Raw genomic sequence first — 24,729 nt, 5'->3', positions numbered from 1 at the left:
GTAAGCATCCGGTGAAGTTCGCAGGTTAGGCTGCGTGAGCGTTCAGTCCGTGCGGCTGCCAATCCCACGGAAGCAATTGCTCCAGCTTACTGATTGGCGTGTCGGCGATGCGGGCCAGGACGTCAGCAAGCCAGGTCTGCGGATCGATGTCGTTGAGCTTGGCACTCATGATCAGCGTGGCCATGAAGGCGGCACGATCGGCACCGCGATCCGATCCGGCGAAGAGCCATGACTTCCTTCCGAGAGCAAAGCCTCGCAATGCCCGCTCGGCAGCATTATTGGACAGGCAAATCCGGCCATCATCGAGGAAGGACGTGAAGCCGTTCCAGCGCTTCAGCATGTAGTCGATCGGCTCGGCGACGGGAGAACTGCGCGACAGTTTTGCCCGCTCGGTTTGAAGCCAGCGGTGCAGTTCGCCGACAAGCGGCAGGCTGCCCTTGCGACGGTGCTCCAGGCGTTGGCCGGCGGCAAGTCCGTTGATCTCACGCTCGATGTCGAACAGCGCATCGATCCGTTTGACGGCTTCCAGCGCCATAGGCGAGATCGGCGCGGCGCGGCTGCCGCGTTTGGCATTCGTGGCGATGTCGGCCAGCACGAAGAACTTGCGCCTCGCGTGCGACCAGCAGAGCGCCTGCGTCAGCGGCCCCGGATCGCGGTCTACCTTGAACAGCGGATTGTAGCCGCCAGGCATCAGCCTGCAGAATGCCGGTGAAGGTCTTCAAGTGGCGCTCGGGATGCTCTTGTCGTCGATCTCGCGAAGCATAGTAGAGAGCCGCCGGCGGCGATTGCCCGCCGAACGGCCGGTCATCTCGGACATAGGTCCAGATGCGACCCGTATCGGTCTTTCCCTTCGCCAGGATCGGCACTGTGGTGTCGTCACCGTGCAGCCGCTCGGCAGCCAGGACATGCGCTTCGATCAACGAATGGAGTGGCTTCAGCGCCGCGGCGCAAGCGCCGACCTGATCTGCCAGCGTCGACAGGCTGAGGCCGATACCCTCACGGGCATAGCGCTCGCTCTGGCGGTTCAGCGGTTGATGCTGCGCGAACTTCTCAAACAGTATCATCGCCAGAAGGCTGGGCCCGGCAAAGCCCCGCGGCGTCACATGGAAAGGAGCTGGTGGCTGGGTGATCTTCTCGCATTCGCGGCAGGTGAACTTCTCCCGCACCGTTTGGATCACCTTCCACTGACGTGGGATGACCTCCAGGGTCTCGGTGATGTCTTCGCCCAGCTTCGACAGCTTGCCCGAACCGCAACAAGGGCAGCTCGCCGGGGCCGCGATAACGACACGCTCGCGCGGCAGATGTTCAGGGAATGGTTTCCGTGATGGACGCTTGCGCTCGAAAGCCCTGACCGTCGAGGCTTTGGCCGCAACCTCTGCCGCCAGTTCGTCTTCGCCAGCGTCAGCCTCCAGCTCCTCGAGCTGCAGTTCCATCTGTTCGAGGAGTCGCGCCTTGCGTTCTGACCGGCTGCCGTAAAGCTCGCGGCGAACCTTCTCGATCTCCAGCTTCAACCGCGCGATCAGCGCTTCGGAATGCGACACGAGCGCCTTTGCGCTGGCGGCTTGCGCCTTGGCGGTCGCAGCTTCTGCCTCGGCAGTGATACGCCGGGCACGCTCCTCGGCCAGCAGTGCAAGCGCACTGGCAAGGTCGTCCGGAAGCTCATCAGTCGCGTCGCTCATGGCAGGATGGAATCATATTCGAGTCCGCCATTCCAGTTCTTTTGCTCATCCTGCCGATGTTGGCCGCCAGGTCTTTTGCGGCATCCGCCAGTCTATGCCTTCGAGGAGATAACCGAGCTGGGCCGGTGTGATCACCACCGTGCCGTCAGCGGCTGACGGCCAGATGAAGCGGCCGCGCTCCAGCTTCTTCGTGAACAGACAGGCTCCTTGTCCGTCATGCCAGATCACCTTGATCAGACCTCCACCGCGCCCCCGGAACACGAACAGATGTCCGCACATCGGATCGCGCTTCAGCGTCTCCTGCACCATCAGCGACAGACCGGGGAAGCCTTTGCGCATGTCCGTGGGACCGGTCGCCAGCCAGACCTTCACACCACTCGGAACCGGGATCATCTCCGCCCCAGCACGACATCGAGAATGCGGCCCAGCGCGTCCGTGTCGATGTCGCTGTCTACGCGGATACGACGGTCCCGACCGAGTTCAATCGTCACATCGCTGCGCTTCCGGCCTGCGATGGGGTGGGTGGCCCCGAGGGAATAGGCGAGGCTGGAAGCGCGGCCTCGGACACGACCACCGGCACAAACGTGCTCGTTGTTTCCGTCCTCGGCTCCTCGATTTGGCAAAGCTCCCTGCGCCAACGGAAGAGCTGACTGACATGGATACCGGCCGATCGCGCAATCTCGGAAAGCACCGCACCTGGCTCGAGACAGGCTGCAACGAGCCGCTCTTTATCTTCCTGAGACCAGCGCCGTCGGCGCTCGACAGACGTGATCACTTCAATCTGATGCTTCGTCATAGGACTACTCCTAGTGTTTGCACTAGGACTTCCGATGTTCGTCTCAACCTCGCAAGACGGCCCTCACCGGACGCTTACGCTGCAGATCGGGCATACCGAAGATCTTCCGTGGCTCTTGAACCAGCTTGCGTTCCTCAAGAGCCACGCCTTCGCGGGAAATCTCTCCGATCTGCGGCATGACATTGAACGCGAGAGGGACAGGAAACCTCTCCGCAGGGGGGCCGGCGCTCCCCTCGAGCACGGCTTCGGCACCGTCTAGGAACTCCTTACACCCGAGCAGGCCCATTCCAGACGCTGCTTGATAGGTAGTCAAAAGAATCTGGTGAACGTGGAACGTCGCTATCAGCGGGTTCAGCACCCGAACCAGCTGTATCGTCGAGCAATTTGGGATTGCTACTATTCCAGACCGTGGGCGAACAGTAAATGAACGGGCGTTAACTTGTGGTACGATGAGTGGTACGTCAGGGTCCATTCGAAAGGAGTTCGAGTTGTCAATCACCAAGGTGCCTTGGGATGCGAACGTAGCCCCCATTCGGCACTTACGTCACCGCCTGCGGAGAAGAATGCGATGTCGGTTTGGTATCGGCGATATCGCAGATGTCGCGGAGTGCCTCAACAAAAAATGTTTGGTCTCGAAACTTGAATAGGCGCGCACCCGAACTGGAGGCGAACAGTCGCAGTCGATTGATCGGAATCCCGCTCGTTTCCAATAGCTTGATCAGGGCCGTTCCAACCGCCCCGGTTGCTCCGACGACAGAAATATCTAATGCTCTCATGAGTATCCTCATTTAGAAGCTCAAGGTTGGATCTTGCTTTCAGATTTCGAAGCTCGCTTCCGCCACACAAGGATCTAACCGGAAAGCGTCGAACTCGTCGGCGGGCCTACATGCTCCGAGGGGGACCACATCAAGTCCAGCCAGGTTGAGCATGACGTTGGTTTCACTCGCGACAGTCGCTTCGGCGACGCAAAGAATAATCACAGAGAGGGTAGGTCCCGGCTTGATGCACAGTTCAATGCCTCTTCTCTTCAGATCGTTCGACTTAACCTAGTGTTTCCTGTGATGATTGCCTTCGAATGGCAGATTGGATGCCCAGAAAGAGTTTCGCGTCGCATGGCTGGATTTGCTTCACGCAAAGCTGCCATGCAGCCTGCTCCACGTCTTTGAACCGATGCGATTGTCTCGCACTTTGGATGGCGCCGGCGGCTTCTACCGCTCCGAACGGAATTCAAGATTCGTGCACCGCACGATCATCAACGGCGATATGAGTCTGGCAATTCTTGGGACAGACGCGTGCGCACGCTCCGCAGCCGATACAGCGGCCGGGATAATCAATGACCATGATCACGCGACTGAGCTCACCATTGAAGTCGTCCTCGCCATCGCAGACACCGAGCATTTCGCCTGCTTCATCGATGCCGTAGGGATGCATGACCTCACGTGAGCAGACCTTGAAGCAGCGACCGCAGCCGATGCACATCGCAGGGTTGATCGAATTCAGATATTCCGTAATCCATAGGGACCCGTCGCGAGTCACGGATGAGCTTGTCATAGATTCCTCCAATTTCGCGAGTTCTGCCAATGACAAATGTGACCTCCGAGGGCGCGCCGATTGCGGGACAAAATGCGAGCTGGCAGCTTAACGCCGCTATCTTTGCCCCGGTGCAGTCCTCCTTCGATACGGTGTCTCCCGATCTCGTCGGAGATATCCTCGAACCTAGCGGTTTCCACGAAGGTCGACGGCGTCGCGCGTCGGGTCATAGATGGCCAATCGTTTGGCCGATGCGAACTGCGCTTTCAGTCCTTTCATTGCGTGGCGATCGCGTTTCGCAAAGTGCTCAACTTCCATTTCGTCCGCGTTGATGAAGTCCGCCATTGAAGAGCGAGACGCGACGAATCGATCTCATTATTGCAATTCCCGCCTGTCGGTTGAGTCAAGTGGGCCAGGGGTTCGGAGGGTGGTTAGCCTGAATGATGTTCGCAAAGTCGAAGATCACGTCGCGGGTCCCCCGGTATAATATTGTAAGCTTGTGCTGGCTGCCGGAGCGGTCGAACATGGGGAAACCCACCCGCATCAGCGGAATGCCGAGACGTCTGGCAGCTTCTCGGCCGTGCGAGTGTGTGACGATAAGATCGGCCGTTGCGGCGAGACTTTCCAGATCACTGAGATCGCCGACTTTGACGGTCTTCGCCGGTACCATCTCGAGCGCCTTCGAAGTGCCGGTCGTGGTGACCGCGGCCGCAATTTCCGCACCCATGGCCGTAAAAAAGTCGGAGAGCTGGAAAAGTTGATCGGGCTCGGAAGCGATTGCGATCTTCTTGCCAGCCATATGGAAATGTCCGTCGAGCATGGCATCCTGCAACTGCATTCGGTTGCGGCGGACATTGAGCGGTATCTGTTTGCGTGACATAGCGGCAAGCACGCGAATGAAGCGATCGACGTTTTCTAGGCCCGTCAGCGATCTAAACAGCACGTACGGCACGCCGGTCAGTCTCTGCAGCGCTTCAGCCGGTCGCCGCATATGCTCACCGATTGCAATACACTGCATCGTCGCACCAAGATCGCGGATCTCCTTCGTTTTCGTGCCGCCATACGTTATCGGCATCCATTCTTCGGGGATGGAGCCGTCGAGCGCTCCGGATACGTCTGGCAGAATAACCGGGTCGAGGCCGAAGCTTACGGCCGTCTCGCGCAGATGTTCTATGTCAGCAGCCGTTAAGTTCCAGCCAGGCAAGATCGCGATCCTCCTCGGATTGCGATAGTGCTTGTCAGGTCGCGCTATTGCCTCGATCACGGCGGTAACAGCTTTAGACCAACCCTCTTCTATGGCGCCGTCAAAGTCAGGTGTGTTGGCGACTACCACTTCGGTGCCCACAAGTTCTATCGCCCGCCTACGTTTGATGTTTTCGACGTCGCCGGCGACATCCTCGTCGCGGGCCTCTACCGATGCGGTCGTGCATATCCCGATCAGTCGTGGCCTTGTGCGGGCGTTGAGGCTGAGAATTGCCTCTTCAAGACGATCCGCGCCGCCGACGATTATCGCGGCTTCGTTCATCGCCGTCGTTTGCAGCGGGATCGCTTCATTGAAATGCCTGACGAGCAGTGCGAGCGCGAAGCTCGTACATCCCTGGCTGCCATGGAGCAGAGGTATTGCGCCGTCGACGCCCAGAAAGGCGAAGGCAGCACCAAGCGGCTGAGACGACTTCAGGGGGTTGACCGCCGCCGGCTTAGTTTGAGATACGACGCGTGCCATAGTACGACCTCAACATTTTTTGCGAGTGATCTCGCGGTTTTGGTTCGACGCGCTTACGCTTCTCTTTTCGCTCGCTATTCAACGACCAAGGCCGGCTCCCATGGCGCCGGCTCGCGCACCTGCGGCCACATCGGATTGTGGATTGCCAGGTCCATTTGTCGAGCAAGTTGCACCATTCCCTCATAGCCAGCGTAGGCGTGATGACGCTCCTGGTTGATGTCGAGCCAGGGCAGTTTTGCCTTTAGCGCTATATACTGGGTGCGTCCGCCCGACAGCATGATGTCAGCCTTTCTCTCGAGTAGAAGCGAGAAAAGCTCGCGCGGCGACATCGACTCGAACAGGAGGTTCTCCTCCTTCAGGCTCTGTTTCACTCGCTCCCTGTCTTCGAGCGTCGATTTCTTGACTGATGTGCCGACGATCTCCATGCCGATCTCCATCAAGGCATGGACGACCGACCAGGATTTCACGCCACCTGTATTTAGAAGCACGCGCTTGCCCTCAAGGCGAGGTCGGTAGGCTTCCAGCCTCTTCCACACCTTTTCCTCTTCTTCCGCTACAAGGATTTCCGTGCGATGCAAAAGCGAGGGGTCAGCACCCTTCTTTACAAGCAGATCGACGATCCGACGGAGCGCCTCCGAGGTGCCGGAAACGCCATAGAAGGAGCCCTCGAAAAATGGAATGTCCCAGCGTTCCTGCATCTTACGTGCCAACGTAACGAACGCTGTCGAACACACCGTCATCGCTGCCCGTGAGCGGTGGGCGGAGGCGACTTGCAGATATCGCGCGTCTCCGGGAATACAGGCTCGGACGCGGATGCCGAGCTTATCCAAGAGCGGCTTCACCTGCCAGAACTCACCCGAGAGGTTAAATTCGCCGAGTATGTTGATGTCGCAAAGGCCCGGTTCATCGGGCTCCACGGTACCTATGACATGCTTGATAAGCGCCTCGCCCGCTAGCTTGTTGCCGATGTTTTTCGATCCGATAAAGCCTGGCGCATTGACCGGCACCACCGGTAAGGCAAATTCGTCCGTCGCTCGCTTGCAAACAACGTCGATGTCGTCACCGATCATCGCTGTAACGCAAGTTGAATAGACGAAAATCGCCGCGGGCGCATACCCATCCTTGATTTCCCGGATCGCTCTAAAGAGCTTCCGTTCACTGTGTCCCATTACGATATCGATTTCCGTAAGATCAGTCGTGAAGCTCGTGCGCCAAAGTGTTGGACCGGACGAGGCAGCGCCACGGTTGTCCCAGGAATTTCCCTCGCAGGCGAGCGGCCCGTGAATCAGATGTGCGACATCGGTGATCGGCTGCAGTGCGACCTTGGCGCCGTCGAAAGCGCAACCGCCGACGGCCGTTCCCGGGGCCATCGGCCTCGCGCAATTCCTTCGGCGTGCCTTTGGGCCCTTGCTGCCGCTCCTTTCATTCGCTAGGTCGTGGAAGGCATCTCTGATTTTGGCGTTGAGCGAGGACATTCGTTTGCCTTCATATCTGGTGGAGAGATAGGCCGCCTGGCCGGCCGCTTGGCCGGCCGCCGCTCTTAGCGAGTGAGGTCATACGAATAATCTGTCACACCCGCGTGCATTGTTTCACGATCCAGGTTGTCGAAGATCTTGTCGAGGATCGCCGTTAGAAGACGCAGCCCGCCTTGGTAGCCCATGAGGGGGAATCGATGATGATGGTGCCGGTCGAAAATTGGAAACATCAGCCGAACCAGTGGGGTACCGGTGTCCCGTTCGAGATACTTCCCATAAGAATTTCCAATCAGGAGATCCACCGGCTCGGTGAACAGTAGCGACCGCAGAGCCCAGAGATCTTTGCCTGGCCAAACCTGTGCATTCTTCCCGAAGGGCGAGGATGCGAGGAGTTCCTTCATCTCGTCCTCCCAAGCTGAGGTGCCATTTGTGGCGAGGCAGTGGGTTGGCTCGCCGCCGGTCTCCATGATGAAGCGCGCCATCGCATAAACGAAATCTGGATCGCCGTAGATCGCGTATTTTTTTCCGTATAGCCAAGCTTGGCTGTCCGCCATCGCATCGATGAGTCGGCCGCGCTCCAGACGGATCGCCTCAGGAATTTCTCTGCTGGAAATCTCCGATATCACCATCAGAAGTTCGTCGGTCGCTTCGACGCCGAGAGGGTAGTGGAAGGAGGTCACCGCTTGTCCAACGTCTCTGCAGTAATCTAACGTCTTGCGAGAGTTGTAATATTGCAGGGACAATGTCCACTCCGCGTTCAACGCGGCCTTCACGTCATTGATGCTGGTCCCGCCGTCATACATCCGAAATTTGCCATCGGAAGGCGTATCGAACTGATCTGATGCGTCCTGGATGAATATGTAAGTCACTTGCATCAAGTCGAGCAGGCGTTTCAATTCCCGATTGTTCCCAACGCAGAAGCCATCAAATCCAGGAATGATGTTGATAGTATCGGCGGCTTCATTTCGCGCGCTGCCCTTCCAGAAATTCTCCAGCACACCTTTTACCATGCTGTCATAGCCATCGACATGGCTGCCGACAAAGGCAGGTGTGTGGGCGAAGGGGACGTCGAAATCGCGCGGGACCGAACCTTCACTTTTGGCGTTTTCGATAAAACCATGCAGGTCATCTCCAATGACCTCGGCCATACATGTCGTCGACACCGCGATCATCTTCGGGTTATAGAGCTTGTACGTGTTTGCGAGACCGTCGACCATATTCTTCAGGCCGCCAAACACAGCGGCGTCTTCTGTCATCGATGACGAGACCACCGATGAAGGCTCCTTGAAATGGCGTGATAGGTGCGATCTGTAGTAGGCAACGCAGCCTTGGCTGCCATGGACGAACGACATCGTTCGCTCGAATCCCGCCGCTGCAAAGACAGCGCCGAGTGGCTGGCAGGCTTTGGCTGGATTAACGACAAGGGCTTGGCGGGCCAAGTTTTTCTCGCGGTATTCCCAGGACTTCGTGAATTCGCGTTGGTCTGACACGACCTGGTCCGGGTGTGGGCATTCGAATTTCCGTTTTTTCTCGGCCAACATTTGCCTGTATTCCGGCTCACAGAACAAAGGCGCATGGTCGAGAGCTTTCTCGGCTGATTGCGGCATAGGGTCACCTTTTTCGATCTGGCTGCGACATGGAGGCGGTACAGGGACCTTCGCCGCGTAAGGCCTCCCGCGTTTCTTCGAGAGATTCTAGGTTCTCATGCGACTGCCACTGCCGCCAAAGCGGGGTCATTCTTCCAGGGTGCGTCATAAAGACCCCAAACGGGATTATTGATGGCCATATCCATGTCCCTGGCGAAAATTGAGAAGCCGTCATAACCGTGATACGGACCAGAATAATCCCAGGAGTGCATCTGACGGAACGGAATGCCCATTTTCTGCACTGGGTATTTTTCCTTGATGCCGGACCCGACGAGATCGGGCCGAATTCCCTCTATGAATTTCTCTAGTTCGTAGCTAGTCACGTCGTCGTAGATCAGCGTGCCTTCTTTTACGTAGTGGCCGGTGCGCTGATAGTCGTCGCCATGGCCGAATTCGTAGCCGGTTCCTACGATTTCCATTCCGAGGTCCTCATAGGCGGTGATGACGTGACGAGGACGCAATCCACCGATGTAGAGCATCACCCGTCTGCCAGAAAGGCGCGGCCAGTATCTGTCAACCACAGCCGAAACGAAGGGTCGGTATTTGGCGATGACTTTTTCGGTTCTATCTTCGATCTCCGGCCCGAAATGCTTAGCTATGTTGCGCAGCGAGGCTTCGATCTGGAATGGGCCAAAGAAATTATACTCCATCCAAGGAATGCCATATTTTTCCTCCATGTGTCTGGAGATGTAATTCATCGACCGATAGCAGTGAATGAGGTTGAGCGTAGCTCTCGGAGCGCGCTCTACTTCGGCGAGAGTTGCATCTCCCGACCAGTTGCCGACTACGCGCAATCCGATCTCCTCGAGCAGGATGCGCGATGCCCATGCATCGCCGCCAATGTTATAGTCGCCTATGACATTTACGTCGTAGGGACCCGGCTCGAATTTTAAGTCTTTCTTTTCGAAGACCCAATCTCGAATTGCGTCGTTGGCGATGTGGTGGCCAAGCGATTGCGACACACCACGGAAGCCTTCGCAGCGCACCGGCACGATGGTCGTCGTGTGTTCTTTGGCCTTTTTTCGCGCCACGGCCTCGATGTCATCGCCAATCAGACCGATCGGACATTCGGACTGCAGGCTGACGCCATTGCTTAGCGGGAAAAGTTCAGCAATCTCGTCGATGACCTTTTCCAGTTTCTTGTCACCGCCGAAAACGATGTCCTTCTCCTGGAAATCGGAGGTAAATTGCATCGTCACGAAAGTGTCGATGCCTGTCAGACCGACGTAATAGTTGCGACGTTGCGACCAGGAATATTGACCGCAGCCGACCGGCCCGTGTGAAATGTGAACCATATCCTTGATCGGTCCCCAGACGACGCCCTTTGAACCGGCATACGCGCATCCGCGGATCGTCATCACGCCAGGAACAGACTTGATGTTCGACTTTACCTCGCATTCGCTAATCGCGTTTGGGTCCTCGCCGGCGTCCTTTTCGCTCGTTGCCACGCTAAGGTGTTTACTGCGGCGCTTCGCTGCTTTGCCCGGATATTGTGACAGCACGTCTGCTATAAGCTTCGCATGGAAGCCACTGTCATTGTCGTATTTGAGGCTCATTGGCCCTACCCCTTAGAAAATCCGGATGAAGCCTCATTGGCGAAACCTCCCTCACGGGATGGCGGGCGCTTTGCGTGTCGCTGCGCGCTCGTGTCAGTGTGATCACTGGGCAGCTATCACTTCGCATCCCTGGCTTGAAGTTCGGCGAGCATCTGCTCGTCGGTTTTCATGATCCCGAAATCGAGAAGCATGTCCTCAAGTTCTTCCATGGTGATGGGGGTCGGGATGGTGCCTTTGCCAGAATTGTCATGTATTCTTTGGGCAAGTATCCGGTACTCGGCCGCTTGCTGAGAGTCCGGCGCATATTGGATCACCGTCATCTTTCTAAGCTCGGCGTGTTGGACAATGTTGTCGCGTGGCACGAAGTGGATGAGCTTAGAATTGAGTTTGGCAGCCAGCGCTTCGGCGAGGTCGAGTTCCCGGTCGGTCTGACGCTCGTTACAAATGAGCCCACCCAGGCGGACGCTGCCGCCTGCAGCATATTTCAGGATGCCTCTGGCGATATTGTTGGCGGCATAGAGTGCCATCATTTCGCCGGACATGACGATGTAGATTTCCTGAGCCTTGTTTTCACGGATCGGCATCGCGAAGCCGCCGCACACAACGTCACCGAGCACGTCATAAGACACGTAGTCGACATCGTTGTAGGCGCCGTTCTCTTCGAGAAAGTTGATCGACGTGATAACGCCGCGTCCCGCGCAGCCGACGCCCGGCTCCGGGCCGCCAGACTCCACGCATTTGATACCTTTATAGCCGACCTTGAGCACGTCTTCGAGTTCAAGATCTTCAACCGAACCTCTCGTTGCTGCGAGATCAAGAACCGTATCCTGAGCCTTCGAGTTCAAGATCAGGCGCGTAGAATCAGCCTTAGGATCACAGCCGACGATGAGGATCTTCTGTCCATGGTCCACAAGGGCGGCTAGCGTGTTTTGGGACGTAGTGGACTTGCCAATTCCGCCCTTTCCATAGAATGCAATCTGACGCAGAGCTGCCATGTTTGGCGTTCCTTCATGTGTTCGAGGCAATGCGGTTATCTCGCAACGCGGATGCGGCGGCCGTTCCGTTGCCTCGCAATAGCTCTCAAGATTCGTGCCAAGCAGGCCGATTGAGCTCACGAACAATAATTCGCTGCGATTCCAGTTATGTGGGCGTAAAAATACGGGATTGAGAACAAGGACGCCTGTCACTTAACCGACAAAGGTGACGACAATGTCGTAAATCGGATGTCGAGAATTTCGGTTGATCGGGCCATCTGGAACTGCGACTTGCGACCCATGCAGATTAAGCGGAGATCGCATTGCCCTCAATTTCGGTAGAGGGGGAGTCCGATCGCCGATGTCTGTCGGCGGCAACACGCCGGCACACTTCTTCTTCCAATTGAAGTAGGTCGCCTGACTGATGCCCGCTTTGCGGCAGATCGCAGCAACAGACAACTTCATCACCTTGCTTCAGAATGAACGCCTTCTGCGCGTCCGAAAATTGCGATGCCTTCATCGTTGTTCCTTTCCCAGCCAGAAAATGCACCGGAAAACTTTAGCTAAAACTGGGCCAGTTTGAGGTGTTCAGATCAGCTGACGAAAGGCCTGCTCCGATGGAGCGGGAAGTTCGTTGGCGCGGCAAAGTGCTTGTTGGCTGCTGACTAGCCACGTCGACGTGTTTATAACGTTATGTGGAAAACAACCCGTCACGATGGTATTTGCGCTGAATATAGCCAATAGGCAATTTCCCGACGACATGACCTTGCACTCGTTCTCCTTGCGCGAGGTTGCGGAGATTCTCGGCGTATCGGGCAGCTATCTGCGCCAGTCGTCCATTGATGGGCTGGGGCCAACACCGGAGCCAGGGACCGCAGGAAGACGATCCTATACGCTTCGACAGATCAACGAACCTCCGTGCTTATCTCGTTTGGGCCCGTCCGAAACATTCTTTGAAGTTTTTGCCCGCAGGGGCTCGAGGGTGAATCGGGCCCGATACGGGAAGTTGTATTCTGTCAGGGGTAGCGGTAGGCCGATCGGCCTACGAGCAAGCGATCAAATCGCTGACTTCCACCAATGCGGAGGTAATGGACATCGTATCCAAGGTTTGGGGCCGTCCCCCGATCTATATGTCACAGGCTTCGTGCTCCAGGACTGCAGGTAATGCGAACTCCCAATCCAGGGACTTAGCAGATGATCCCACGCACGCAGCGCATACGCTTCATGTTGTACGGACCGGCCGAGCTCTTGAAGGCGACCAACGCCATGGCGGAGGCGGCGGCTAGAAGCAGACACTTTATAAGCTCGCACTCTGGGGCTGCCAAGTTATGGCGAGCTCGCGGCCGCGAAGACCGATATCTGCAGAGTAACGTTTGGAGAGAAACCTGATGCGAATGCTGCTTTTAGAGACCCAGGCCTTCCACTCAACTCCACTTTCAAAAGGAACATCGTCTTGACTGAATCCGATCGCTTTGTGTGGCAGAAACTTGGTTGTCATTTTAAGACCAATGATTTGGCAGTTCTCGTGAGCTCACGCCGACAGTTTACCGCACATCTCCTGGCAGATCTTCAAACCATTATCGAGGACTTGGTCGCACCTTGGTCCCCTGAGCTCTTGGGCTTCCATCAATGGAACGAGTATCTCCCAATGAAGCTGTCAGACCTGACCACTTCCGAGGGAAAACCCGTCGTGCAGCTGACGCCCCTGCAGCATCAAGACATCGACATTGGCGAAGATGAGCCATATGCTTCGATTAACAACGGTCTCTGGCTGATAACGATCGACGGCGGCATGCCTGCAGTAGTCATGCTGTCGAAGTTCAATGCCCGGGGTGGTCCAAAGGTCCAGGTCGAAATTGGTCATCTGCCTAATCAGGTGGGTCATGACTTCGCCAGTGGCTTTCTGCGCACAATCCAGACGCAGGGCAAGAGCTCCCGATATTATCGCAACAAGGCCGTCTCTTTCGAGTCCACTGACTTCGAAGGCACGAACGAAACAATGCGCGTGCATAAGCTCCCTGCTGTAAGCCGGGACGACGTCGTGCTTTCAAAGGCGACTATGGGCCCAACTCGACACGCACGTCTTCGATTTTGTTAAATGCCGGGAGGAGTTGAAGCGCCTCGGCCAGTCAGGACAGAAAGGGATTCTGCTCTACGGAGAGCCTGGCACCGGCAAGACCCATGTCGTCCACTATATCGTTGCCAACCTGCCCGAGCACAGCACAATTCTGGTCACGGCTGAGCAGATGCTGGATATGGAGGAACACTTCGCGCTGGCTCGTGTCCTGCAGCCGTGCATTATGGTGATTGAGGATGTGGATCTGGTTGGCCGTTCGCGCGAAGATATTTCTGGCCAAAAGGCAGAAAGCCGCCTGAACCGTCTGTTGAACGAGATGGACAGTCTCGGCACAGACGCGGACATCCTCATCATCCTGACCACGAATCGGCCGAAATCCCTCGAGCAGGCACTCGCCACCCGATCGGGCCGTGCAGATGCGGCTCTTGAGATCCCTCTCCCTGATGACGATTGCCGCGAGCGGCTGTTCAAGCAATACGGTCATGCGCTGAACTTCCAGGGTGGAGCTTTGGCCGAAGCCGTCTTCCGCTCAAAGGGCGGCAGCGCCGCTTATATCAAGGAAATTGTGCGCCGTCTCGCCCAACGGAGCATTATAAGAGGTGTCGGCCCGCTCGTCCCACGCGAGGATGTTGAGGTGGTCCTTTCTCTCGCTGAAGCAGAGCGCAGCCCCTTCGAGAGGCATGAGGAAACGGTAAGAAGACACATCGTAGAGCAAGACGATGAAGACGATTGCGGTTCCTGCTGACGCTTGCAAGACGTCCAGCGCGTCATGCCGGTACTCCCCCGCTGTTCGTGCGGTGGAATATCTGGCGCCGACAATCGCCGCGTAGGACGTCTTCCACATGCCGCCTTAAGTCGTTGGCTGCCGGCAGCGCTTGCCGGTCACCTTCCGCCCTTTCATCGCATAGAGAGTGAAGTGCCATCATGTCCGGACAATCCTTGCCGACGCTGCCGATGTGGCGCGTCAATCACATCGTCCCCTCGCCCGAGATGTTGGCGTTACGCGCCAACAGTCCGATCCACCGCGTGCGCTTCCCGTCCGGGCACGAAGGTTGGTGGGTAACAGGCTACGAGGAAGCTAAGGCGGTACTGTCCGACGCGGCTTTCCGGCCCTCGGGAATGCCGCCGGCGGCATTCACCCCGGCTACGGTGATTCTTGGTTCGCCGGGGTGGCTGGGCTCGCACGAGGGCAGCGAGCATGCCCGGTTACGCACGATCGTGGCGCCGGCCTTCAGAAACCGCAGGGTGAAGCTGCTCGCGCAGCAAATCGAGGCGATCGCCGCGCAGTTGTTCGAGACGCTGGCGGCCCAGCCCCAGCCCGCCGACCTGCGACACTACCTCTCCTTTCCGCTTCCGGCCATGGTCATCAGCGCGCTGATGGGCGTGCCCTACGGAAATCTTCGACATCGGACGCGCCGAAAAACCTCACCTGGCGTTCTCCTGCGGGCCGCACTACTGCATCGGCGAGGCGCTTGCCAGGCTGGAACTCAAGGTGGTGTTCGGCTCGATCTTCCAGCGCTTCCCCACGCTGCGCTTGGCCGTGGCGTCCGGAGAACTGAAGTTGCGCAAGGAGATCATCACTGGCGGGTTCGAGGAGTTGCCGGTGCTCTGGTGATGCTCGGACACCACCGGGAATCGCGATCTTTCCGGAATTTGCCGGCGCAACTACATGGAGGCGAGCGGCCAAGCTGCTTTCGCGTTCTGACCATGCGGTTTCGTTGCTCCCGTTGCGGGGAGGGGTGGCCCGACCATCCCGACACCCGCGTCCCTTGCCCCACATGCCACGTCAAGGCGGGAACATAGTGCAAGCGCCGTCCGGTCATCGCGCCGCCGAGCTTCATATCGACCGCGAGCACGCCGCCCTTGCGGCCGGCGCGGCGCAGCTATCCCTCGATCTGCAGGACATTCATCATGGGTGATAAGAGCGTAGAGGACTCCCATCGGCGGCACGGAACCGACAACGAACCGACCGCCTCACGCGCAAGCGCATCATGCCGCTCTTTTCGAAGCGCTCAGAGGAGGATCGACCATGCCGACATTGCGACGTGCGCATCGATCTTGACCCCTTGGACCGGGCCACCATTACCGCCGCGTTGATCTTCTGGCGCGATGCGGAAACCCGCCCGGACGAGTTGATATCTGTCATGCGGGTTGGCGAATTCGCCGCCCTCGATGCGCAGGGTATCGAAAAGCTCGCCGCCGCGATCAACCAACGGCGACCTTGGCAACCGGCCCTTCTCGAGAGGAACGGTTTTGGCCGAAACACGCGATCCTGGAGCCTGCATCGGGGCGTCGAACCCCGGCGCCGGCTTTGCTGCGCAAGACAGCCCATCGTTGTTGTTCTTGACAACAACGATGGGTGATGTTATTAAAAACAACATGGAAGCCGTGCTGATCGAAAAATCCAGAACCGCCCTCAGCGATACGGCATTTTTCGAAACGGTTCTGTGGCATGTGCCGATACCCGTGCCCGGCAGCAACCACCATTTTAAATATCGTCTGGCGCTGATCGTCAACGGCGAGTGCGTCATGCGTTATGACAATGAGCGCGGCAAGGGCGATCATCGCCATCTCGGGGATATCGAGGAACCGATGGAATTCACAACGCTGGAAGCATTGTTCGATGCGTTTCAGGCGGACATGGAAAGGATACTCGCATGAGGACGCTCGTCATCAGACTAAGCTCGATTGCCGATGCCAAGGCCCGCTTCGTGAATGCGGGGCAGAAGGCATTGGAAGGCGTCGTCGTTCCTGCTACGCCGTCGGTGAATTTTCCAAGCTACGACGACATGCACAGGGTTCTTGCGCCGCCGCGGCTTGCGATCGTGAAGGCGATGGCAGGGCAGGGGCCGCTGGCGATACGGGAAGTCGCCCGACGTGTCGGCCGGGACGTGCAGGCCGTCCATAAGGATGTGACGACGCTTGTCAACGCGGGTGTCCTGGACCGGACTGACGCCGGCGTCGAATTCCCCTATGACCAGCTTCATTTCGAGTTCGATGTGAAGGCGGCCGCCTGATCCGGTCGCCAATCAGGCCATCGTTTTCTGGCCGCACTGGGGTTTCGGTTTGTATCCGTGCGACCGCCTCTTCCTCCCGAGGGAAATGGTGGACTTCCCTCTTGCCACCAGAGCCGATGCGCCCCCAGCGCCGCGTCAAGCAGGCCTCCCCAAACAAACGTCGGCTCGAGCGTAAAATCGGGCCATGTTTTTCGAAGCGTCGAAGGTATGCATCCGGTGAAGGCCGCAGGTTAGGCTGCTTGAGCGTTCAGTCCTTGTGGCTGCCAATTCAGCAAACAAATGAAAAACTGCTGTGCAAGCTCCGGCCTGCGGGCGGAGGATGCGATGAAACAGCAGAAGCGCATCCTGGTCAACAATCCGCGCAAGCTCGACCACGACCAGGCCCGGGCGATCTATGCCAGCGCGCTTGCGGGCCGCGGCCCGGCCGCAGGCGAGTGAGCCGACTATGACCCCGAGCTCGGACGACCAACCGGAATTCTTGCAGATGCTGCTGCGCATGTCGGAAATGTGGCGCAGCAACATCGAGCAGGCAGGGGAAATTGGAAAATGTGGTTCAACTCGATGATGCCCTTCCTCACCACGCGCGCGGCCGACAGCAGCCTGTTTGCCGTTGCGCTGGGCGGCGAGATCTCAGAAGCCTTCAAACGCATGGCGGAAGCCCCGCGCCTTGCCGACATGTGGAACTTCGACCGGCAGGTCTATGCGCTGATGGCGGCCTGGATGGACGTCGGCCAGCGCATGGCGGCCTATCACGCCATAGCCTCCGTGCCGTGGAGCAAGGCCTATGAACGCAGCGCGACGCTCGCCGACACGAAGGAAGGAGACGCCGAGGATTTCGGCTGGCGCAAGGCCTTCGACAAATGAAGGGACATTGCGAACGAGGAACTGATCAGCAATCTGCGCTCTAAGGATTTCCTCGCCACGCAGCGCGAATGGCTGCTCGCCGGGCTGGAGCTGCGCACCCGCCAGCAGCAAATGACCGACAGCGTCGCGAAGCTGTTAGGCGTTCCGAGCCAGCACGACTTCGACGAGCTGACGCGGCAGTTCACGGAACTCAGGCGGGAGGTGCGCGCCAGCATCAGGGCACAGCGCGATGAAGTCGAAGGTGCGCGCGGTATCGCCACACAACCAGGAAAGGGATGAGCGATGACCGAACCCCGCAAAACCGCATATGCAAGCAACGATAGCCTTACCGTACACGCGTCTCGCAGATCGCACGAATACGACGTTCCGGACCGGCCTGATCGGCGTGGAGAGAGGTGTAGTGGTAGGTGGTCCGATCGAAGTTCAACGGCCCACAGGCACGCCGGATCGAGACCATCTAATCCCGGCACATGACCTTCACCCCTCCCGCTTCCGAGCAGGCCTTGGACGTTTCGGCGAATGGACCTCCCGCAACATATTGAGCTCCAGCGCCTGCTCTGCGACAATCCGTTTCAACCGGGCGTTTTCGTCTTCGAGCTGCTTCTGCTTCTTCATTTCCGGGATGGCATCACTCGCGTCCGTGCCCGCTTCTGGCGAAGACTTCCTGAGATCTTCGCGGATCCCCGCGATGGTGAGTCGTCTGTCTTTTCTGAGCGATGCGATACGCTTTAACTGCGTAACGTGGTCAGCGTCGTACTGCCGGTGGCCGTTTTCCGAGCGATCCGGTACGATGAGACCCTCCTTCTCCCAAAGCCGAAGTGTCGATGCAGAAACCCCCGCTAGACGTGCAGCTTCCGCAACGCGATAGATTTTCTTTTTGTGGTTCATCTCGGCACTTTCGTTCAGCCGCAATTTTTGCCGTTTATAAGCACGCTCGATCCAAGGAAGTGTCTTGAACGCTGCATTGTTTGCAAAATGCGTTCGCACAGGGAAAGACACGGGCACATTTGGAGAAAAATACCCGTGGCAGATCGAAATCAGTGTGGGATTTCATAGCCATGTGTTCGATCACTCGCAACAGCGACGCTGGCGAATTTATCAAACAGGTCAGCGAGAAAGGCGCCTTTTAAGGGCTGATCCTGCTCACCTGTGGCGCTGGGCCACATCATCCGCTTCCTCGCACCGATCACTACCAAGGAAAACGCTTTCGACACATCGCTCGCATTGCTTGCAGAGCGCGCAGGCCTGTCGACTGGTGTCTTCATGTTCTGCTCTCCGAGGATTCCCATTTATTGGCCGAAATTCACGGAGAACGAGAAGGTGCGCAAGCTCACCTTCACCGGCGCGACCAATGTCGGCAAGATCCTGATGCTCCAGGGCGCCAACGAGATCATGAAACGCGGCGCCGAGCTTGGCGGCAACGCCGTTCATTGTTTTCGATGGCGCCTCGCAACGAGTGAGAGCGTAGCGGACCACCTCGGCTGTCTTGGACTTGCCGGAGACCACTAATTTTCCGATTTATGGACCCCGAGCACGGCGGGTGTGGCCGACTACAGCCACGACGACGGCAGCATCTGCTGGCTCGGCTTAAGGAAAAGGGAGGGCCCGCCCGCTCCTATTTGACCTCAAGGAAGGCTCGAATTCGCTCTCCCGCCTGAGCAATGCTCAATAAGCCATCCATGTGCCCTCGCGTACCTTCCAGTTCGACGAATTCGACCGGCGTACCATCGGTTTTGATAATCGTTCCTGTCTCTCGCACTGCGTTTCCAGGAAAAATCAAGTCTTCATCGGTATAGATCAGCATCACGGGTACATTGATATCTAGGAGCCCTTTGTACAGGCTGTCTTTGGGCTGTCCAGCGACGAACAACTGATTGGCGCGCGCCAGATAAAGGAAATGGTTCGCATCTGACTGGGCAACGCGTGCTGCGCCCGCCTCGTTCAGCTTCGTGACGACCTTATAGTCATTCGCCCAACTCTGCCCGGGATCTGCACCTTCTATGGCCCAGTCCCGCCCAAATGTACCATCGGTCCATTCTGCCGAATTTGCCTGCAGTGTTAAAGTCTTCAGGGCTTGAGCCAGCCCTGCTTTTGGCGCCCGGCCTGTGTAATAATCTCCACCATTCCAGTTTGGATCCAGTTTGATAGGCGACGCCCAGACGTCCAGCCACGCGATCAGATTCGCATCTGCCCAACCAGAGGAAATGACTGGAATCACTCGCTCCAGTTTGTCGGGATAGCGTGCTGCCCATTCATAGCTTTGCAGCCCTCCCATGGAGGCGCCCATGACAGCATGCCATTTCTCAATCCCCAGTCGCTCCATCAGCCCTTTCTGCGTATCAACGAAATCGCCGATCGTCATGATTGGAAAATCCATACCCCAAGGCTTTCCTGTTTTGGGATTGATCGTCGCCGGTCCGGTGGTGATGACGTTCGGATCGTTGGCACCGAGATTGACCGGTGTGTCGACCGACACGACAAAGTATTTGTCCGTATCGATGGGCTTGCCGGACCCGATGATCGCATCCCAATAGCCGGCGCTTACATCTGCCTCCTTATATTTTCCCGCTGCGTGACTGCTTCCACTGAAATAATGCGGAATCAGGATGGCATTATCTTTGGCGTCGTTCAGCGTGCCATAAGTTTCGTACCCCAGCCGCATTTCGGGAACCGTCCTGCCTCCACGTGTCACGAAGTTCTTTAGGGTAAATTCCCGCTTCTCAACCAAAGGCTCATACGCCAATGCCGGGCCGGCCATCATGGCGACAGTGATAAGTATTTTCAGGCGCATTTACTTCTCCTTGGTCGGGATTACCAACGAAACAAAGCGGTGGCCTCAGCCTTTCAAAGCCGTATCCTGGTCACCGGATTTCACATTGATCCAGGTCAAAACTTCTCAGCTTCTAAGGGGCTTATTCGCCCCTGTAGGATCATGTCGCGGCCAGACCGCAGCGACTTCTCAAGAGTAATACTCTGGTGCCTTCTTGAAGGTCGACCACGCATCCGGGTCGTGACCGGTGACGACGTTTGCCCCCGTTCTTTCCGCGATTGTGCGCAGCTTCTGTACAGAGCGAACAGTATCCACCGTCGATGCGAGGAAGCCCGGCAGCGCCTTTTCATCCCAATGGTCGAGTGTGTAGGCGGCATCGATCGTCAGAAGCAGCGGCTCACTATTGGGAAGGCGGACGAGAAAGGATTGATGGCCCATCGCATGGCCAGGACTGAAGATCGTCGTCAGCGTTCCGTCGCCATAAACATCGTAAAAATCGTCTTGAGTGCCGTTCAAAAACTGCCATTTCAGACCAGGGCGATCGAAATCCTTGCGGATATAGCCGCCATCGGCAAACCAGTCGGGCGTGAAGGCATATTCATATTCGGCCCTCTGCACGATATGCGTGGCATTCGGAAAGCGGCCGATCGCGCCGGTATGGTCGAGATGCAGGTGGGACTGCACGACGTATTTAACATCCGCCGGATCGAAGCCGAGAGCTTTGATCTGATCGACGCATCCTTTGTCCTTGTCAAGGACCGGCCAGTACACATCGCAAATACCGCCCCAGTGGCCGCGCGGGTCCGTCGCGACTTCAATGGCGTTTCCACCGTCGATGACGGTGTGACCGTCGGGATGGGTGATCAGGAAAAAAGGAACCGGGATTTCGTAATCCGCACCATTTCCCTGATTCATTTTGATGTTGTGCACTTTGCATTTCAGGGTGCCGGACTGAAGCATGTAAAGTCGGATATCCGTCACGTTGGATCCTCCCATAATGTTATAATGGCGGATGTCTGCGGAATCTTCAGAAAGCTTCCCGATACAGCGCCAGCGCATCCTCTTCCCGAACCTCGACCGGATTGTTGACGAGCAGGCGCCCCTGGTTTTTTATCGCATCCGTGGCCAGCATGGCGAGGCTGTTGTCGGTTACCCCGACATCGCGGAGCCGGCGCGGCGCGCCGCTTTTATCCATCAGCACCTGCATATGGGTAACGAAGTCCTCGGAACGGGCCGCAGTGTCGCCGCTTCCCTTGACTCCAAGCACATCGGCGAGCTCGGCGTAAAGCGGGGCAGCCGACTGTGCGTTGTAACGAAGGACTGGGCCGAGCATCAGGGCGTTCGAAAGACCATGCGGAATGTGGTAATGTCCACCCAGCGGATAGGCCAGCGCGTGGACCGCAGCCACCGGGGAATTGGAGAAAGCCTGGCCCGCAAGCATTGCACCGAGAAGCATGCCTTCGCGTGCATCCCGGTTTGTCGGCTCCTTGCAGGCAGCGATTAGATTGCTGCCAAGAAGCCGCAACGCCTCACGCGCAAGCGCGTCCGAAAGTGGGTTTTTCTTATACTTACTTGTATAGCCTTCGATGGCATGCACCATCGCATCGATGCCGCTTGCTGCGGTGTGAACCTGCGGCAAACCAACGGTCAATTCCGCATCCAGGAGCACGAAATCCGCATAGAGTTGCGGCGACACGACCCCCATTTTGGTCGTCTCGCCGGTGGTGATGATGGAAATGTTGGTGACTTCGGAACCGGTGCCCGCAGTCGTCGGAACGAGAACCAGTGGGACACGCGCCCCCTGAACTTTGCCGATGCCGTACATGTCGGCGAGCGGTTGTGCCGATGGCAGCAGCACCGCAGCGAGCTTTGCTATATCCAAGGACGAGCCACCACCGAGACCAATCACGATATCGGCTGCGACTTGCCGCGCCTCCTCGACACAACCATACAAAACACTTTCCGGTGGATCTGGCACAACCCTATCGAAAATCGCCACGCTGAAGCCAGCCGCCTCCAGACTGGCGGCAATGGGCGCAATCAACCCAGCCTTCACAAGGCCCGCATCGGTGACCAAAAGCACCTTGCGCGCGGCAAAACGCGCAGCGATGATTTCACCTAATCGCTTAGCTCCGCCCCAGGCCATTTCAATGGATAGGACAGTTCGAAACTCGAACGGATTGATCGTCATTCAGTCCTCCCTTGTCGTCAGCTGCTTAAGCGATCGCCGAGCACAGATATTTGATTTCCAGGTAGTCATCGATCCCGTAACGGGAGCCTTCCCGTCCGAGGCCGGACTGCTTGACGCCGCCAAATGGCGCTACCTCGTTCGAGATCTGACCGGTGTTGTGACCCACCATGCCGTACTCCAGCGCTTCGGCCACTCGCCATGTCCGACGGACGTTTTCAGTATAGAAATAGGCAGCCAATCCGAATTCCGTATCGTTGGCCATAGCGACCGCCTCTTCCTCTGTCTCAAAGCTGAAGAGAGGCGCGACTGGCCCGAAGGTTTCCTCGCGTGCGACCTTCATCGCCTGTGTCGCTCCCGTCAGGACGGTTGGTTCGAAGAATGTCCTGCCAAGGCTGTGTCGCTTGCCACCTGCGACCACTTTCGCTCCCTGCGCGACCGCATCGCTAATATGGTCCTCGACCTTGGCAATGGCGTCAGCATCAATCAGCGGCCCGATCGTTACGCCCATCTGCGTACCTTCACCGACTTTCAGTGCAGAAACCTTCGCGGCAAGCTTTTCAGCGAAGACAGCGTAAACACCGGACTGCACGTAGATACGGTTTGTGCAGACGCAGGTCTGACCAGCATTACGGAATTTCGAAGCGACGGCACCATCGACGGCGGCATCGAGGTCCGCGTCGTCAAAAACAATAAAGGGTGCGTTGCCGCCGAGCTCCATTGATAGTTTTTTTATCGTCGGCGCCGACTGCGCCATCAGAATTCGCCCCACCTCGGTCGATCCGGTGAAAGAGAGTTTTTTGACAATGTCGCTTTCCGTCAGCACCTTGCCGATCTCGCGTGCTTTTCCTGTCACAATCTGGAAAACGCCGGCGGGAATGCCTGCCTGATCGGCCAGAACGCCGAGAGCAAGCGCCGTGAGGGGTGTCTGCTCAGCCGGCTTAACCACCATTGTGCAACCGGCAGCCAGCGCAGGCGCCGCCTTGCGTGTAATCATTGCTGCCGGGAAGTTCCAGGGCGTGATCGCAGCGCAGACACCGATCGGCTGCTTGAAAACCAGGATGCGCTTGTCGGTGGTGGGTGCGGGTATGATGTCCCCATACACTCTCTTTGCCTCCTCGGCAAACCATTGAATGAAGGAGGCAGCATAGAGTATTTCCCCCCTGGCTTCGGAGAGGGGCTTACCCTGTTCAGCCGTCAACAGCGCGGCGAGATCGTCTGCATTTTCTACTATCAGGTCGAACCAGCGAAGCAGGACGGCCGCTCTTTCCTTGGCTGCAAGCGCGCGCCACGATCGGAACGCCATCTCGGCCGCTGCGACCGCCTGCTCAATATCTGCCGTCTCCAGCGCAGGGACGGTGCCGACAATCTCCCCCGTCGCGGGGTTCTTGACGGCTACGTTGTTCTGAGAGCTCGCAACCCACTTGCCATTTATCAGGCATCGATCGCGTAGCAGTTCCGTTTTTTTTAGATTGACCATGACCTCTCCCAAGCATACAGTTCAATCTGATGAACCAATATCGTCGTATTGAACTAGCCTGACAGGAGGTATCGGAGGTGTCAAGTGCAAGACTCACCCCAGTGGAAGACACTGCGATCGGAAAATCGGTCGATTCTGTTCCGGCGCTCAGGCGCGCCGTCTCGATCCTCGATCTTGTCACCAATTCCAGCGACGCAATGTCGGCCGCCGACATCACACGGGCTATGTCGTTGCCAAAAAGTACGGCGCACGGGCTACTTGGCGTCATGGTAGAGCTTGGCCTCCTTGTTCGCAAACAGGACGGCACATTCCGGCTCGGTCCACATCCTATGCGCTGGGCGCACGGCTTTCTATCCGAGATGGACATGGTGTCAGTTTTCCGGAATTATTTTGCTTCGGATACCACATTGTCTCCTTACACGGTTACACTGACGACCCTTGACCGTCACGAGGTCGTCTATATTGATTGCCGAAATTCCGACCAGCCCCTGGGACATACTTTCCGGATTGGAATGCGTCTTCCTGCCACCTTTACCGCAACAGGCAAAATGCTGCTTTCCGAAATGCCGGAGGATAAGCTCGAGGCTCTCTTCAGAGCGAACTTTCCTTTGCCCCTCACCTCTAGAAGCGTCAAAAATCTTGCCGCACTAAGGCAGGAGCTGGCTGACATACGTATGCGCGGTTTTTCGATCGATAACGGCCAGGTTCGCGAAGGGATGATCTGCATCGGCACCGCTCTGAGAGATCATACGAGATGCGCGGTTGCCGGCATTGCCATCAGCCTTCTGGAAAGCGAAACGACTCCGGCGCTTATCGAGTCACTCGGAGAGACGATGCGCAAATCAGCCGCCATTCTTTCCGAGCAATTGGGGCATAGCAGCTCATCACGCATCAGCGTCGAAGGATAGCGTAGCGTTTGGGGAGAGCGGAAATTTGCTGCCGAGCAAAGGGTGG

At 57.4% G+C, this 24,729-nt stretch carries 23 protein-coding genes and 7 pseudogenes; 10 read left to right on the top strand and 20 right to left on the bottom strand.

Features of this window, described 5'->3' with window-relative positions; translation table 11 throughout:
- Positions 1 to 25: 25 nt before the first annotated feature.
- The 11 genes and pseudogenes from tnpC to FFM81_RS32360 form a co-directional block, all read right to left on the bottom strand.
- Positions 26 to 1,679, bottom strand: a protein-coding gene (tnpC, locus tag FFM81_RS32410) for an IS66 family transposase (RefSeq protein WP_246401488.1) whose coding sequence is annotated in 2 segments (ribosomal slippage) — positions 26 to 686 and positions 685 to 1,679 — 1,656 coding nt in all. Because the reading frame shifts where the segments join, the coding sequence is not laid out codon by codon here.
- Positions 1,680 to 1,724: 45 nt separating this feature from the next.
- Positions 1,725 to 2,072: an IS66 family insertion sequence element accessory protein TnpB gene (gene tnpB / locus FFM81_RS32405; protein ID WP_138386577.1), complete on the bottom strand. Its 348-nt coding sequence runs from the start codon at positions 2,070 to 2,072 to the stop codon at positions 1,725 to 1,727.
- 94 nt (positions 2,073 to 2,166) lie between these two features.
- Positions 2,167 to 2,475, bottom strand: coding sequence for an IS66-like element accessory protein TnpA (gene tnpA / locus FFM81_RS32400; protein WP_173883911.1), 309 nt, complete (start codon positions 2,473 to 2,475; stop codon positions 2,167 to 2,169).
- A 79-nt stretch (positions 2,476 to 2,554) separates the two neighbouring features.
- A pseudogene (locus tag FFM81_RS32395) lies at positions 2,555 to 3,251 on the bottom strand (aspartate-semialdehyde dehydrogenase); the annotation flags it as partial.
- Between the two features lie 451 nt (positions 3,252 to 3,702).
- Positions 3,703 to 4,026, bottom strand: a complete 324-nt coding sequence (gene fdxB, locus FFM81_RS32390) for a ferredoxin III, nif-specific (protein WP_138386542.1) — start codon at positions 4,024 to 4,026, stop codon at positions 3,703 to 3,705.
- Between the two features lie 382 nt (positions 4,027 to 4,408).
- Entirely contained in the window at positions 4,409 to 5,728 is a 1,320-nt protein-coding gene (gene nifN, locus FFM81_RS32385) for a nitrogenase iron-molybdenum cofactor biosynthesis protein NifN (RefSeq protein WP_138386543.1), read from the bottom strand.
- A gap of 74 nt (positions 5,729 to 5,802) precedes the next feature.
- The gene (gene nifE, locus FFM81_RS32380; protein WP_138386545.1) at positions 5,803 to 7,203 is read right to left on the bottom strand and encodes a nitrogenase iron-molybdenum cofactor biosynthesis protein NifE; all 1,401 of its coding nucleotides are present in this window, start codon (positions 7,201 to 7,203) and stop codon (positions 5,803 to 5,805) included.
- Positions 7,204 to 7,268: 65 nt separating this feature from the next.
- Positions 7,269 to 8,810 carry a nitrogenase molybdenum-iron protein subunit beta gene (nifK, locus tag FFM81_RS32375; RefSeq protein ID WP_138386546.1) on the bottom strand — a complete coding sequence of 514 codons (1,542 nt, stop codon included), beginning with the start codon at positions 8,808 to 8,810 and terminating at the stop codon, positions 7,269 to 7,271.
- Positions 8,811 to 8,905: 95 nt separating this feature from the next.
- Positions 8,906 to 10,405 (bottom strand): nitrogenase molybdenum-iron protein alpha chain, encoded by a 1,500-nt coding sequence (gene nifD, locus FFM81_RS32370; protein WP_138386547.1) that lies wholly within the window; start codon positions 10,403 to 10,405, stop codon positions 8,906 to 8,908.
- Between the two features lie 116 nt (positions 10,406 to 10,521).
- Positions 10,522 to 11,400 carry a nitrogenase iron protein gene (gene nifH / locus FFM81_RS32365; protein WP_138386548.1) on the bottom strand — a complete coding sequence of 293 codons (879 nt, stop codon included), beginning with the start codon at positions 11,398 to 11,400 and terminating at the stop codon, positions 10,522 to 10,524.
- A 348-nt stretch (positions 11,401 to 11,748) separates the two neighbouring features.
- A pseudogene (locus FFM81_RS32360) lies at positions 11,749 to 11,899 on the bottom strand (transposase); the annotation flags it as partial.
- Positions 11,900 to 12,124: 225 nt separating this feature from the next.
- Here FFM81_RS32360 and FFM81_RS33110 point away from each other — a divergent pair.
- The 4 genes and pseudogenes from FFM81_RS33110 to FFM81_RS32345 all read left to right on the top strand — a co-directional run.
- Positions 12,125 to 12,362, top strand: a pseudogene (locus tag FFM81_RS33110) (plasmid partitioning protein RepA); the annotation flags it as partial.
- A 470-nt stretch (positions 12,363 to 12,832) separates the two neighbouring features.
- On the top strand, positions 12,833 to 13,477 hold the full coding sequence (locus tag FFM81_RS32355) for a hypothetical protein (RefSeq protein WP_138386549.1): 645 nt from the start codon (positions 12,833 to 12,835) through the stop codon (positions 13,475 to 13,477).
- Positions 13,478 to 13,490: 13 nt separating this feature from the next.
- Complete coding sequence (locus tag FFM81_RS32350; RefSeq protein WP_138386550.1) at positions 13,491 to 14,201, top strand: AAA family ATPase; 711 nt, start codon at positions 13,491 to 13,493, stop codon at positions 14,199 to 14,201.
- Between the two features lie 179 nt (positions 14,202 to 14,380).
- Positions 14,381 to 15,071, top strand: a pseudogene (locus FFM81_RS32345) (cytochrome P450).
- Positions 15,072 to 15,468: 397 nt separating this feature from the next.
- On the opposite strand, the gene FFM81_RS32340 reads toward FFM81_RS32345, so the two are convergent.
- Entirely contained in the window at positions 15,469 to 15,669 is a 201-nt protein-coding gene (locus FFM81_RS32340) for a hypothetical protein (RefSeq protein WP_138386551.1), read from the bottom strand.
- A 166-nt stretch (positions 15,670 to 15,835) separates the two neighbouring features.
- Here FFM81_RS32340 and FFM81_RS32335 point away from each other — a divergent pair, with 166 nt between their 5' ends.
- Together FFM81_RS32335 and FFM81_RS32330 are read left to right on the top strand one after the other, a co-directional pair.
- Positions 15,836 to 16,117, top strand: a complete 282-nt coding sequence (locus tag FFM81_RS32335; protein WP_138333897.1) for a toxin-antitoxin system TumE family protein — start codon at positions 15,836 to 15,838, stop codon at positions 16,115 to 16,117.
- Positions 16,114 to 16,473 (top strand): HVO_A0114 family putative DNA-binding protein, encoded by a 360-nt coding sequence (locus FFM81_RS32330; protein WP_065284004.1) that lies wholly within the window; start codon positions 16,114 to 16,116, stop codon positions 16,471 to 16,473. The genes FFM81_RS32335 and FFM81_RS32330 overlap by 4 nt, the downstream gene beginning before the upstream one ends.
- Here the strand turns inward: FFM81_RS32330 and FFM81_RS33290 are convergent.
- Positions 16,382 to 16,612, bottom strand: coding sequence for a WGR domain-containing protein (locus tag FFM81_RS33290; RefSeq protein WP_343073729.1), 231 nt, complete (start codon positions 16,610 to 16,612; stop codon positions 16,382 to 16,384). The genes FFM81_RS32330 and FFM81_RS33290 overlap by 92 nt on opposite strands.
- A 407-nt stretch (positions 16,613 to 17,019) precedes the next feature.
- On the opposite strand from FFM81_RS33290, the gene FFM81_RS33095 reads away from it, so the two are divergent.
- Both FFM81_RS33095 and FFM81_RS33090 read left to right on the top strand, forming a co-directional pair.
- Positions 17,020 to 17,337 carry a hypothetical protein gene (locus tag FFM81_RS33095; protein ID WP_246401485.1) on the top strand — a complete coding sequence of 106 codons (318 nt, stop codon included), beginning with the start codon at positions 17,020 to 17,022 and terminating at the stop codon, positions 17,335 to 17,337.
- A gap of 111 nt (positions 17,338 to 17,448) precedes the next feature.
- Positions 17,449 to 17,616, top strand: coding sequence for a hypothetical protein (locus FFM81_RS33090; protein WP_246401483.1), 168 nt, complete (start codon positions 17,449 to 17,451; stop codon positions 17,614 to 17,616).
- Positions 17,617 to 17,665: 49 nt separating this feature from the next.
- On the opposite strand, the pseudogene FFM81_RS32315 reads toward FFM81_RS33090, so the two are convergent.
- The 3 genes and pseudogenes from FFM81_RS32315 to FFM81_RS33085 form a co-directional block, all read right to left on the bottom strand.
- Positions 17,666 to 17,958 (bottom strand): annotated as a pseudogene (locus FFM81_RS32315) (IS3 family transposase); the annotation flags it as partial.
- 24 nt (positions 17,959 to 17,982) lie between these two features.
- Positions 17,983 to 18,225: pseudogene (locus FFM81_RS32310) on the bottom strand (MerR family transcriptional regulator); the annotation flags it as partial.
- Between the two features lie 149 nt (positions 18,226 to 18,374).
- Positions 18,375 to 18,602, bottom strand: a complete 228-nt coding sequence (locus tag FFM81_RS33085; RefSeq protein ID WP_204339644.1) for a hypothetical protein — start codon at positions 18,600 to 18,602, stop codon at positions 18,375 to 18,377.
- Between FFM81_RS33085 and FFM81_RS32305 the strand changes: the two are divergent.
- Positions 18,553 to 18,784 (top strand): annotated as a pseudogene (locus FFM81_RS32305) (aldehyde dehydrogenase family protein); the annotation flags it as partial. The gene FFM81_RS33085 and the pseudogene FFM81_RS32305 sit on opposite strands and share 50 nt — an antisense overlap.
- A gap of 168 nt (positions 18,785 to 18,952) precedes the next feature.
- On the opposite strand, the gene FFM81_RS32300 reads toward FFM81_RS32305, so the two are convergent.
- The 4 genes from FFM81_RS32300 to FFM81_RS32285 form a co-directional block, all read right to left on the bottom strand.
- The gene (locus FFM81_RS32300; protein ID WP_138386508.1) at positions 18,953 to 20,128 is read right to left on the bottom strand and encodes an E22 family MetX-like putative esterase; all 1,176 of its coding nucleotides are present in this window, start codon (positions 20,126 to 20,128) and stop codon (positions 18,953 to 18,955) included.
- A 168-nt stretch (positions 20,129 to 20,296) separates the two neighbouring features.
- The gene (attM, locus tag FFM81_RS32295; RefSeq protein WP_163925935.1) at positions 20,297 to 21,088 is read right to left on the bottom strand and encodes an AttM family quorum-quenching N-acyl homoserine lactonase; all 792 of its coding nucleotides are present in this window, start codon (positions 21,086 to 21,088) and stop codon (positions 20,297 to 20,299) included.
- A 46-nt stretch (positions 21,089 to 21,134) separates the two neighbouring features.
- Complete coding sequence (locus FFM81_RS32290; protein ID WP_138333571.1) at positions 21,135 to 22,298, bottom strand: iron-containing alcohol dehydrogenase; 1,164 nt, start codon at positions 22,296 to 22,298, stop codon at positions 21,135 to 21,137.
- A 25-nt stretch (positions 22,299 to 22,323) separates the two neighbouring features.
- Positions 22,324 to 23,775, bottom strand: coding sequence for an NAD-dependent succinate-semialdehyde dehydrogenase (locus FFM81_RS32285; RefSeq protein ID WP_138333569.1), 1,452 nt, complete (start codon positions 23,773 to 23,775; stop codon positions 22,324 to 22,326).
- Positions 23,776 to 23,852: 77 nt separating this feature from the next.
- Between FFM81_RS32285 and FFM81_RS32280 the strand changes: the two genes are divergently transcribed.
- Positions 23,853 to 24,683: an IclR family transcriptional regulator gene (locus tag FFM81_RS32280; protein ID WP_138333567.1), complete on the top strand. Its 831-nt coding sequence runs from the start codon at positions 23,853 to 23,855 to the stop codon at positions 24,681 to 24,683.
- Positions 24,684 to 24,729: the final 46 nt, after the last annotated feature.

Source organism: Rhizobium hidalgonense, from assembly GCF_005862185.2.
GTDB classification, from domain to species: domain Bacteria; phylum Pseudomonadota; class Alphaproteobacteria; order Rhizobiales; family Rhizobiaceae; genus Rhizobium; species Rhizobium hidalgonense.
This window is presented reverse-complemented; position numbering and strand designations above follow the sequence as displayed.

Coding starts and splice junctions, on each gene's coding strand:
- FFM81_RS33085 (WP_204339644.1), bottom strand. CDS start 18,602: ATGAAGACACCAGTCGACAGGCCTGCGCGCTCTGCAAGCAATGCGAGC.
- FFM81_RS32330 (WP_065284004.1), top strand. CDS start 16,114: ATGAGGACGCTCGTCATCAGACTAAGCTCGATTGCCGATGCCAAGGCC.
- nifK (WP_138386546.1), bottom strand. CDS start 8,810: ATGCCGCAATCAGCCGAGAAAGCTCTCGACCATGCGCCTTTGTTCTGT.
- tnpA (WP_173883911.1), bottom strand. CDS start 2,475: ATGACGAAGCATCAGATTGAAGTGATCACGTCTGTCGAGCGCCGACGG.
- nifH (WP_138386548.1), bottom strand. CDS start 11,400: ATGGCAGCTCTGCGTCAGATTGCATTCTATGGAAAGGGCGGAATTGGC.
- FFM81_RS33090 (WP_246401483.1), top strand. CDS start 17,449: ATGACCGACAGCGTCGCGAAGCTGTTAGGCGTTCCGAGCCAGCACGAC.
- FFM81_RS33095 (WP_246401485.1), top strand. CDS start 17,020: ATGTGGTTCAACTCGATGATGCCCTTCCTCACCACGCGCGCGGCCGAC.
- FFM81_RS32335 (WP_138333897.1), top strand. CDS start 15,836: ATGGAAGCCGTGCTGATCGAAAAATCCAGAACCGCCCTCAGCGATACG.
- fdxB (WP_138386542.1), bottom strand. CDS start 4,026: ATGACAAGCTCATCCGTGACTCGCGACGGGTCCCTATGGATTACGGAA.
- FFM81_RS32300 (WP_138386508.1), bottom strand. CDS start 20,128: ATGCGCCTGAAAATACTTATCACTGTCGCCATGATGGCCGGCCCGGCA.
- FFM81_RS32290 (WP_138333571.1), bottom strand. CDS start 22,298: ATGACGATCAATCCGTTCGAGTTTCGAACTGTCCTATCCATTGAAATG.
- nifE (WP_138386545.1), bottom strand. CDS start 7,203: ATGTCCTCGCTCAACGCCAAAATCAGAGATGCCTTCCACGACCTAGCG.
- tnpB (WP_138386577.1), bottom strand. CDS start 2,072: ATGATCCCGGTTCCGAGTGGTGTGAAGGTCTGGCTGGCGACCGGTCCC.
- nifD (WP_138386547.1), bottom strand. CDS start 10,405: ATGAGCCTCAAATACGACAATGACAGTGGCTTCCATGCGAAGCTTATA.
- FFM81_RS32285 (WP_138333569.1), bottom strand. CDS start 23,775: ATGGTCAATCTAAAAAAAACGGAACTGCTACGCGATCGATGCCTGATA.
- nifN (WP_138386543.1), bottom strand. CDS start 5,728: ATGGCACGCGTCGTATCTCAAACTAAGCCGGCGGCGGTCAACCCCCTG.